Source organism: Flaviaesturariibacter aridisoli (assembly GCF_004343705.1).
In the GTDB taxonomy this organism is placed as follows: Bacteria; Bacteroidota; Bacteroidia; order Chitinophagales; family Chitinophagaceae; genus Flavisolibacter; species Flavisolibacter aridisoli.
Genome location: NZ_SKFH01000021.1, coordinates 20,291 through 32,147, shown reverse-complemented (window position 1 = coordinate 32,147; position 11,857 = coordinate 20,291). Strand labels below are relative to the sequence as shown.

The 11,857-nt window shown below is 63.5% G+C and carries 1 protein-coding gene; it reads right to left on the bottom strand.

The features are described 5' to 3' along the window. Positions 1-11,756: Ig-like domain-containing protein (locus tag E0486_RS12345; RefSeq protein WP_165917314.1), on the bottom strand; the 11,756-nt coding region annotated here is incomplete at its 3' end. Positions 11,757-11,857 lie beyond the last annotated feature (101 nt).

The following is an 11,857-nucleotide window of genomic DNA, read 5'->3' as shown; positions in this document are numbered from 1 at the left end:
CCGCTGCTGTCGCGGCCTTCGGCCACCCAGATGTAGGTATCGGCACGCAGGGGCTGACCCTTGTAGCGACCGTCCCAGCCCTGGTTGATGGCCGTAGTGGCAAACACCTCGCGGCCCAGCTGGTCATACACGCGGAAGTAGCGGAAGGTGGTCAGGCCCACGGTGATCGGCTTCAGCAGATCGTTCACGCCGTCGCCGTCGGGCGAGAAGGCCGTGGGAACGAAGATGTCGTCGCCTTTCTGAACGCGCACCAGCAGGGTATCCACCGTGACGCAACCCGAAGCGAAGGATACCTGGATGCGGTATTCCTGCTGCTGGCTGAGGGTGGCCACCGGGTACCAGATGGAGGGGTTGCTGAGGCCCGTGGCGGGCGTCCAGCTATACCGGCCATTGGGCAGGTTGCGGGCATGGAGCTCCGTGGCGCGGCCGCTGACCACGTCCTGCGTGGCCAGGCGCTGACCCGGCAGCGGTGCTTCGATCGCTACGTTCTTCGTCACCGTGTCGCTCAGCGACGGGCAACCGGTGTAGGAAGCGATGAGGCGAACGGGGTAAATGCCTACGTTGGTGAACGTGTGCGACGGGCTGGTCTGCGTGCTCGTGCTGCCGTCACCAAAGCTCCACTGGTAGCCCACCGGCACGGTGGCCGACGTCGTAGTGGTGTTGGTAAACTGCACCGGCGTGTTCACGCAATAGCTGTTGAACGTGAAGTCGGCGTTCGGAGCCGCTACTTGTCCTACCGTGATGCTGTTGCTGGCGGCCTGCGTACAGCCGAAGCTGTTGGTGATGTTCACCGTATACACACCGGTCTGCGTGGCGCTGATGGAGGCGCCGGTAGCACCCGGGATCGGGTTACCGCCGAGGAACCACTGGTACGAGGTACCGCCCGATACCTGCAGCGGTACGGCCGTACCCTGGCAGATGAGCGTACCGTTGGGCGCCGTGATCGTGCCGGTAGGCTGCGGGTTCACCGTGAAGGTGAAGGTCTGCGCCGAACCCGGGCAGGTGGTACCGCCGTTAGCAAACTGGGGCGTTACCGTGATCGTGGCTACCACCGGCGTCGTGCCGCTGTTGGTGGGGGTGAACGAAGCGATGTTACCCGTGCCTGAAGCAGCGAGGCCGATCGAAGGAGCGCTGTTGGTCCAGTTGAACACCGTTCCCGTTACGGCGCCGGAGAAGGCTACCGCAGCTGTCGGCGTGCCGGCGCAAAGCGTCTGGCCCGTTACGGCGTTCACGGTCGGCGTCGGATTCACGGTGATGGTAGCGGTGGTGGCCGCACCGGTGCAGCTCACACCGTTGGCCGTGTAGGTCGGCGTCACCGTGATGGTGGCCGTAGCCGTGCTGCTGCCGCCGTTGGCTGCCGTGAAGGCGATGTTGCCGCTACCCGAGGCAGCGAGGCCGATCGCCGGGTTGTTGTTCGTCCAGGCATAGGTCGTCGTACCGCCGGTGGCCTGCGTGCTGAAGCCGAGCGTGGTAGCCGAGCCGGCGCACACGGTTTGGGCCGTCAGCGAAGGCGTCGCAACCGGTACGGGGTTTACATAGACGGTCACTTGCTGTGTTACCGAAGTGCCGCAGAAGTTGGTAACCGTAACGGTATACACGCTCGTAGCCGTCGGGCTCACCGTGAGGGTGGCGCTGGTGCCGATCGTAGCGTTGGAAGCATCTTTCCATACGTACGTGTACGGAACACCGGTGCCGCTGGGCGTGGCCGTCAGCGTAGCGGTGCCGCTGCCGCAAAGGGCTACCGGCGTGCTGCTGGCGTTCACCGTGAAGGAACCGCCTACTGTTACGCGCACCGTATCGGTCGTAAAGCAACCCGTAGCCGCGTTGGTCGCGCGCACGGTGTAGGTCTGTACGCCGCCGACGGTCGGTGCCGGGGCGATCACCTGGGCGCCGGTAAGGTTGCCCGGGTTCCAGGTCCAGGTGTACGTGGAGCTGATATCCGTAGAAGTCTGGCCGATAAAGTCCACTTTCGGACGGGCACTGAGGGTACCGGTGGCGGTCGTTCCACCGCAAACGGTCGCGGAGGTCAGGTTGTCGCCGCGGTAGTAGGCCAGCGCCACGAAGGACGTTGCGTCATACTTGGCCGTTGTGGTCGTGCCGCCGCCGTTGTTGTTGCTCCAGCAGGTTTGCAGCACGATGTTGCTCGTACCGTCCCAGGTAAAGGGCGTGCTGAAGTTGATCGTGTTGAGGCTGTTGGCGGTGGTGGTAAACGACGGGGTGCTGAACACCGGTGTCATCGGCGTGGTCACAATGCCGCCCGAAAGGTTGGTCAGTGCTGTGTTGCCGAGGCTCACGGCAAAGTCGGCGTACGCAGCGCCACCGGCCACGAGGTCGAGGCGGATACCGTTGATGGGGCCTGCCGTAAGACCGGCAGCCTGCAGTTCCGAAGCGAGGTAGATGGTCTGCTGCTTCATACCGCCAAACAGGTGGTAGAAGGGGCTCTGGTAACCCGTCGACGTCGAAGCGCCCGTTCCGATCGTAACCGGTCCGGAGCCGATGCCTATGCTGGCGGCCGTCAGGGTCACCGTACCGCCCGAGCATACCAGTGTCGGGTTGGCGGTCACCGAAGTGATAGCCGGGTTGGGGTTTACCGTAACGGTGGCCGTGTCAATCACCGTGCAGGAACCTGCCGGGTCGAACGCGGTCAGGCTATATACATAGGTGCCGGCAGCGGTCGGGGTAATGGTCTGGCTGGCGCCGGTAACCGGGGCGGTCAGGCCGGAGCCCGTAGCCGGTGTGGCGGTCCAGGTGTAGGTGTAGTTGTTCGTGCTGCCCGTTTGCGTAGCTGAGAGGGTCACCGTGCTTCCCACGCAGATCGGCGAGGTAGCGGTGGCGTTTACGGCGTCGGGCTGCGTAACGGTCACCGTAACCGGCACACGGGCGCTTTCGCAACCGGTGGTCGTGTTGGTTTCCGAAACATAGAACGTTGTGGTCGTGTTGATCGAGGTCTGGTAAGTGGTCTGCGTGCCGGTCTGCAGCGCGGTGCCGCCGGTTGCGGCCGCATACCAGCTGAAGGTCGGCGAGGCAAGGCCGCTGTTGGAGGTCACCGAAGCGGTCGGCACGGCAACGCCGCACTGGCTGCTGTTGACAGCGGTGGGTGTGGCGGGGGTAGCGTTCACCGTCACGTTTACCGTTGCCGTGCTGGAGCAGCCGGTCGAGGCGTTGGTGGCGGTTACCGTATACACCTGCGTAACGGCGGCGCCGCTGTTATTGGCGGGGGCCGTAGCGGTCACCGAGGCGCCGGAGAGGCCGCCCGGGTTCCAGGTCCAGGTGTAGTTGGAAGTCAGAACGGTGCCGATGCGCGCGCCGAACATCAGGTTCGGGCGGATGCTGCCCGAGCCGGTCACCGTAGTGGCGGTGCAGGCGCCGCTGCCGGCCGCCCCGTCGGCGGCATAGTACACCGCAGAGGCGAAAGTGGTGGCGGTCTGCTTCGTCTGGGCGCTGCCGTTACCGGTCACACCGTTGGAGAAGCAGATGTCCACGATCAGGTTCGAGGTACCGTCCCAGTTGAAGGGCGCCGTGAAGCTGTGTGTGTTGACGCCCACTACCGGCGTGTAGTTCTGCGGGCCCCACACTGTGGTGAAGGTGCCGGTCTGGATCGTCGTGATGGAAGTTGCCGTGGTCGGCATCAGCTTGATGGTATAGCCGTTGAGCGTGGCGGGGTCGCCGTTGGCGTTCACCACGTCGAAGGCGAGCGAGGTGAGGTTGCCGGGTACCACACCCTGGGCCTGCAGTTCGGAGGCGCGCACCAGGTATTGCTGGCGGCCGTTGCCGAACCAGGTCGGGTAAGCGGCAGCCAGGGAAGTGTTGGTAGCGTTGGTAGCGGTAGCGGTGCCGAGCGTGGCGATCCCGGCCTGTGCGGGAACACTTTCTGCCGTCAGGGCCACCGAAGCGCCGGGGCATACGGCGGCAGCCGGGCCGGTTACCGAAGTGATCAGCGGGTTGGGGTTAACGCTCACACGCACGGTGTCGAAGGTGGTACAGATACCGCTCACACCGGTTACGGTGTAGAGGTAAGAGCCCGCCGTCGTCGGGGTCACGGTCGCCGTGGCGCCGCTCACCGGGTTGGGAATACCCGAGCCGGCAACGGGGCTGGCCGTCCACGTGTAGGTATAGTTCTGCGTAGAACCGGTTTGGGTCACCGACAGGTTTACCGAGCCGTTGACGCATACCGCGGCCAGGCTGGCGGCGGCATCGATAGCATCGGGCTGGTTCACCGTAACGGTCACGGGCACGCGGGCGCTTTCACAACCGGTGGTCGTATTGACTTCCGAAACATAGAACGTAGTGGTCGTGTTGATCGCGGTCTGGTAAGTGGTCTGCGCACCGGTTTGCAGCGCGGTGCCGCCCGTGGGCGCCAGGTACCAGTCGAACGACGGCGTGGCAATGCCCGAGTTGGAAGCCACCGAAGCGGTCGGGATACCGAAACCGCACTGCGTGCTGTTGGTAGCCGTCGGCGTAGCCGGGGTCGGGTTCACCGTTACGTTCACCGTAGCATTGGTGGTGCAACCGTTTGTCGTATTGGTAGCCGTTGCGGTATACACCTGGGTGATCGCGGCGCCGGTATTGTTGGCCGGGGTGGTAGCCGTTGCGGTAGCACCGGTAAGGCCACCGGGGTTCCAGGTCCAGGTGTAGGAAGACGTGATGTTGGTGACGGCCTGTCCTTCCAGGATCACTTTCGGACGCGTCGTGTAAGTCAGCAGGTTCGTCGTGCTGTTGCCACAAACGGTAGCGCCTGCGGTGGCGGCCGATACGTGCGTCTTGATCACGGAAGTGAACGACGTTACGTCGGCGGGCGAAGTGCTGCTCAGCGTGGCGCTTGTAGAAGCCGTGCCGAAGCAGATCTCGATCACCACGTTGGAGCTGCCGTCCCAGTTGAAGGGCGTTTGCAGCAGCACGCGGTTGTTGGTGTTCGCAGTCTGGGCGAGCGAAGCGGCCGTAAACACGGTCGTGAAGCCGCTGCTTACGAAGGTGCTCATGTCGTTCTGCGTCGTATTGGCCATCTTGATGGTCACGTTCTGGATGGCAACCGTACCGGCAGTGGTGGGGAAGTTCAGGGCCGTGATGTTGCCGGCGCGCAGGTTGGCGGCCGTTAGCTCAGAGGCGCGGAACATGATCTGCTCGTGCTTGTTGGACCACAGCGAGTAGAACGGTGCCGGGTAGGTAGCCGTGGTTGTGGCGCCTGCACCAATGGTGGCCGTGCCTGCACCGACGCCGATGCTCGTGGCGGCCAGCGCTACGCTGCCACCCGGGCAAACGCTCGAGGGCGTAGCGGTAATGTTCGTGATAGCCGGGCTCGGCTTCACCGTAAGGTTTACGGTCGACGAAGCCGTGCAGGATCCGTCCACACCCGTCACCGTGTAGGTGTAGGTGCCGGAAGCGGTCGGCGTGATCGAAACCGTCGCACCCGTAACGCTGTTCGGGATGCCGGAACCGGCAACCGGGCTGGCAGTCCAGGTATAGGTATAGTTCTGCGAAGAACCGGTCTGCGTTACGCTGAGCGTGGCAGCGGTGTTCGGGCAAACGTCCGCGCTTGCCGAAGCCGTGATCGGATCCGGGGCGGCAACCGTTACCGTTACCGGTACGCGGCCGCTCTCACAACCGGTGGCGGCATTGATCTCCGACACATAGAAGGTCGTGGTAGCGTTGATGGCAGTCGTATAAGTGGTCGAAGTGCTGTTCTGCAGCAGGGTGCCGCCGGTAGCCGCGTCGTACCAGTTGAAGGTCGGTGTAGCGAAGCCACTGTTGGACGTCACCGAAGCGGTCGGTACGGCGAGGCCGCACTGGTTGCTGTTGGTAGCCGTCGGGTTGGCGGGGGTTGCGTTCACCGTCACGTTCACCGTGGAAGTGCTGGAGCAGCCGGTACTGTTATTGGTGGCCGTTACTGTGTACGCCTGCGTGATGGCGGCGCCGCTGTTGTTGGCCGGGGCCGTGGTGGTCACCGAGGCACCGTTGAGCGCACCGGGGTTCCAGGTCCAGGTGTAGGTCGAGGTTAAGTTCACACCGGCGATGCCGCCGATGATCATGTTCGGACGCATATTGGCCGAGCCGCTCACCGTAGTGGAGGTACAGGCGCCGTTACCGGTCGTACCGTCGGCTGCATAATATACATGCGAGGCGAAAGTGGTCGCGGTCTGCTTCGTTTCCGCGCTGCCGTTGCCGGTCACGCCGTTGGAGAAGCAGATGTCCACGATCAGGTTCGAGGTACCGTCCCAGTTGAAGGGAGTGGCAAACGTGTGCGTATTGATGCCCACCACCGGGGTGTAGTTCTGCGGGCCCCACACCGTGGTGAAGGCGCCGCTCTGGAACGCCGCGATCGAAGTGGTCGTAGCGGGCACAGCCATCAGCTTGATGGTATAGCCGTTGAGCGTAGCGGGGTCGCCATTGGCGTTCACTACGTCGAAGGCGAGCGAGGTGAGGTTGCCGGGCACCAGTCCCAGCGCCTGCAGCTCGGAGGCAAGTACGAGGTATTGCTGGCGGCCATTACCATACCAGGTCGGGTAGGCGGCGGCAGACGAGGTATTGTCGGGGTTGGTGCCGGAAGCGCTACCGAGGTTCACCGTGCCGGCCTGTGCCGGAACGCTTTGCGCTGCAAGGGCGATCGTAGCGCCGGGGCATACCGGCGAAGTAGCCGTCACCGAAGTGATCGCCGGGGGCGCCGTGATCGTTACGCTTACCGTGCTGCTGGCGGTACAGGTACCGTCAACGGCCGTCACCGTATAAACGAAGGTGCCGCCGGATGTCGGGGTTACCGTTGCCGTAGCACCGGTTACCGAGCTGGGAATTCCCGAGCCGGCAACGGGGCTGGCCGTCCAGGTATAGGTATAGTGCTGCGTGTTGCCGGTCTGGGTGGCACTGAGCGTCACTGCCGTGCCAGGGCACACGTTGTTGACGTTGCTGGCAGCCGAAACGGCATCCGGTGTTGCTACCGTAACCGTTACGGGAACGCGTACGCTTTCGCAACCGGTCGTGTTGTTACGTTCGGATACGTAGAAGGTCGTCGTTGCGCTGATGGCAGTGGTATAAGTCGCGGAGGTGCCGGTCTGCAGCAGGTTGCCGCCGGTAGCCGCGTCGAACCACTCGAAGGTCGGCGTGGCGAGGCCGCTGTTGGAGGTCACCGAAGCAGCGGGCACGGCGAGACCGCACTGGTTGCTGTTGACAGCCGTCGGCGCAGCCGGCAGCTGGTTCACAGTGATGGCCACCAGGTTGGAGATATCGGTCGTGCAACCGTTGGCGTCCACACCCAGTACGGCGGCGTTTTCGCTGGCCGCGGGCACATAGGTGTATGTATTCGTCGTGGTGGTTGAGCCGTCCTGCCACAGGTAGCTGGCAAAGCTGCCGGCGCCCGGGAGGCCGATGCGTACGTTGTCGATCAGCCAGCCGTAGTACTGAACCGAGCCGTCACTCGTCATGCGGAAGCGCACGCGGAACTGGCTCGTCAGGGCAGCAGCCGGGATGTTGATGGTTTCATTTTTCCAGAGCGCGTTGGTGGGAAGAACACCCGACGTGCTGAAGTTGGCAGCCCAGTCGGAGTAGCTCGTCTTGTCGAAGCTCACCACGCCGTTCTTCAGCGTGCCGGTGCCGGCATAGCTGCCGGGTGCGAAGGAGGTCCAGGTGCTGCCACCGTCGTTGGAGTATTGTACATAGCCGTAGTCGAGGCCGGTTTCCGTGGCCAGGATGTGCGAGAACGTCAGCTGCGCACCGGTGTAGCCGGTGAGGTTGAAGTTCTGCGTCATCGCGTACGCGGCGTCGATGTTGGCGGTATAGGCGAGGCGAACCGAGCTGGCGCCTTCTGCGAAGTAGGTCGTGCTCTGTGTTGCGGTGAGCGGCGCCGTAGCGGCGAAGGTGGTCACCGGGAAGGTCTCGAAGCGCTCCACGAAGGACGGGTTGGCGGTCAGCGTTACGGGCTGGCCGGCGCACACCGTCGTGGGGCTCGCTTGCAGCAGCGGCGAAACCCCTACCAGCGGAGCATCGCGGTACGGCGTGCCGGCCTGCGTGGTGCTGATGGTGTTGGCGTCGGTAACGGTCACGCTCCACGCAACCGTGGCGCCGGCGGGCGTTACCGCGGGGATCGTACCACTGAAGGTCGAGCCGCTTTGCGTCATCGTAACGTTCTGGGGTGCACCGCCGTTCACGGTGTACGTGAGCACTGCTGTATAAGGAGCGCTGCCGCCGGTCACATCCACCGTTACGGTGTGGGGAACCGAGCTGGTGCAGGAAACCGTGCTGGGATTGATGGCGAGGTTGCTCAGCACCGGGGGCGACTTGAGGGCCATCAGGTAGTAGCCGGCGAGGCTGCTGATCGCTGGTGCCACCGAGGTAATGCTGCCGGTTGCGAGCACGGGCGAAGCGCCGCCCACCAGGGTGTATGTACCGCCCTGGGTGGCGCTCGAGCCGATGGCGTCGAAGGAGCCGCGGGTATCGTTGAGGCGGATGAACGCGCTCGTCAGGTTGCCGCTGCCGCTGGGCACCTGCACCTGCCAGTAGCGCGTGCTGCTGAGGCTGCTGAACATGGAGCCCGGCGTGCCGCCGGCGTTTCCGTCAAACGCTTCGGCCCGTACAACTACGGTACCGCCGGCGTTGGTAACCGGGTTTACCAGGTCAAGTGCATTGTAGCCGCTCTTGCCCACCGGGAAGGTAAAGGTGCTGCCCGTGGCGAGGCTGGCCGGCAGCGTACGCTGCAACGGACCGTCAACATAAGAGGTAGCCGAGCCGCCACTTACACTGCCGGTGGTCGTACCGGTAACGGTCAGCAGGTCGGTGGCGTTGGTATGCAACAGGCCGGCGGTGAGCGTCAGCGTACCGGACGACAGGGCACCGTTGAAGGTCACCCCGTTGGTATTGTTGACGATGAGGGCGCCGATGCTGCGGGTAGCGGGAATCTCGAGGTTGAGCGTGCGCTGCGCGCTTTCCTGCTGGGCCGATACCGTGTAGGTGCCGGTGCCCAGGTTGAAGGTCGGCGCTACGTCGAAGAAGCCGCCGGGGCCGGTGTTGCCGGGATAACCCGTTTGCACCGTTACGGCTGCCGTGGCACCCGTGCCGAGGGTGATCTTGTTGCTGTTGATGATGGTGCCGTTCTGCAGCTCCACACGCAGGGTGTTGAAGCTGGTGCCGTGGGTGATGGTCAGGTTGCCACCCGATCGAACGATGATTCCGTCGAGCGGGGACGTGAGCACACCGGTACCGGCGAAGGTTTGCGCACCCGCCGAGATAAAGGCGAGGCGGCTGCCCGGGGCGCTGCCGTTGATCGTACCGTTATTGGTCAGCGTCGTTCCGCGCACCGTCATCGAAGTGCCGTTCAGGTTCAGCGTCGTTCCGGGGTTCACCAGCACCGTGCCATAGGCAACGGCCGGCGATGTGGAAGACAGCTGCGCCGTTTTGTTGTTGGTCGTGTTGTCGATCACCACGTTGGGCATCGAGCCCATGATCACGAAGTTGAACTTCGTGGCCGTAGCCGCAGTACCTACATTGAGCGTACCGCCCGTGATGGTCGGTGTGGTGGCGCCTACATAGTAGTCGCGCTGCGTGGCACCCGTCGAAGCCTGCACCAGGTTGATGGTACCGCCCGAGATGGTCACGTTGGCCGTGGTGCTCGTCATGCCGAAGCCGGCATTGGTCGATGTGGCGTTGCCCACCGTCGTCACGTTGATGACGCCGCCCGACATATTAAAGGTGAGGGCGTTGGTGGTATAGAAGCGCGAGGCGAAGTTGATCGTACCACCGTTCATCAGGAAGTTGGCGGTAGCAGCGGCGCTCATTTCGTTGCCCGCAACCACACCCACGTTGTAGGTGCCTGCGTTCATCGTCAGCTTACCATTGAGGCTGGGCGAACCGTTGAGACCCGTGATCACCGCGTTGGCATTGTTGATCGTCAGTCCGGCCGTTGCGGGAATCGTGTAAGCTGCCGTTGCGAAGAGCGGCATTTTGTAAGCTGCGGTTCCACCTGCTACGAACGTACCGTTCGACAGGGTAAGGAAACCGGAACTCGCGGCCGACAGGTTCGACACTGTAGAGCCGAGCACTACCGCGTTGGCGGACAGCGCCGTAGTAGGTGCCGCGGAAACGGTGAACTGGGTGCTGTTGTTTACGGCGGTTACCGTGGTACCGGCTGCGAATACGCCCGTGCCGGAAACAACGCTCACATTCATACCGACGCTGAGGCCGGTGGTGCTGGCTACGGAGATGGTAGTGCCCGAGCTCGTGGCGCCTGCTGCCGATAGGAAGCCGGCGGGTGCGCTGAACGTCAGCGTCGCTGCGTTCGATGTGCCTTTGTTCACGGTCACGCCGGCAAAGTTGCTCCGCGTGGCGTTGCTCAGGTCGAAGTTGTTGTTGCCCGTGCCGGTAAAGGTCACGGCCACTCGCGATGCATTGACCACGGTGCCGCCGGCGCCGGCGGTGGAAGCGAAGTCGATCGTGCCGTTGTTCACCAGGCTGCCGCCAAGCGACAGTGCGTGCGTGGTGACGGTGCTCGTGGAGCCGGCATCGGCGGCGCGGAAGGCACCACCCGTGTTGATCGTCAGCAGCTGCGTAACAGTGAGCGTCTGGGCGGCCGAAGGATTGTACACCAGCGTTCCCGAAGTGCCCTCTCCTACCGTGAGCGTGCTCACGATCGGGTTCACGTCGATGATTACCGTAGCACCGTCAACGATGGTCACCTCGTCGCCGGGCAGGGGTACGGTGCCGCTGGTCCAGGTGGCCGGCTGGCTCCAGAGACCGCCGGTGGCGGTGGAGGTAGCCGAGGCGGGCAACAGCGTCGGGTTGGAACCGTTCAGCGGCGCGGATAAGGATCCCTCTCCCACCGCGTAAACGTTCCAGTAATAGTTGGTGGCGGGAGACAGCCCGCCGGCTGTATAGGTAGTAGTGCCCACGGGTACGGAGGCTACATAGGAAAAATTCACGTTGTCGGTCGATACGTACACGGCATAGGCAGCCGTATTGCTGAGGGGCGAAGGCTCCGTCCAGTTGATGGTCATGCCCAGGGCCGACGTGTTGGTGAACGTCATGTTCGTCGGAGGGGCCGTCGGCGCGGTGGGCGTGAACGTATACACGCGGCGGCTGCCGTTGCTGGCGGAGCTCACCGGGATAGGGGCAGGCACCGTCGTACCGAGGTTGTAGTTGGTCGTACCGCCGGAAGTGGTCACGGCATTGGTGCCGATATTGATGGTGGCGTACGTATTGTTTACGTTGGACGACTGGATGCCGGCCGATACCGTGGTGGTTCCCGGTACATAGCGGTAGGTCAGGTCGCCATAGATGAAGCGGATCGTTCCGTCTTCTCCCAGCAGCGCCTGGAAGGTTCCGTCGTCGGTGCCGGAGTTCCAGCCGATCTGCATGTGCATAAACTCGATCACCAGCACGCGGTTGGGCGCGCTGCCGGTCACCTTATAATGGATCTTTCCGTCGGCGGCTGTTTTGATGTCGAGCGAAAACGGCGAGATCAGCGGGGCGGAAGCCACACTGCCGATCTGCGTATTGCCCGCGCCGCCAACCGCCGTTCCGCCAAGGCGGATTAGGCCGTTGCTGTTCACGGAGAACTGGGTGTAGCGCGTTCCCATGAACCAGAAGTCAAAAGGAAGGTTGCTGATGGCGGATTGCGCATCGTCCTGGCTCGCGCCGAGCAACTGCGTGGTTCCGCTGCTCATGTCCACCAGCGACCCGTTGGTAGCGGTGCTGAAGGCATAGTTGGCCGTACTCTGCGCACCGACGGCAACCGTCAGGAACAGGGCGCCGAGCAACCCGATCAGGCGACGGGCCATTCGGGGACGCAGGCGGGAATGGGAACGGATGTCTGGGGCGGACAATGGTTTTCGGGGGGCACACACAGGTGTACCGGTCAGGGCAATGCTCTGGCTCATAA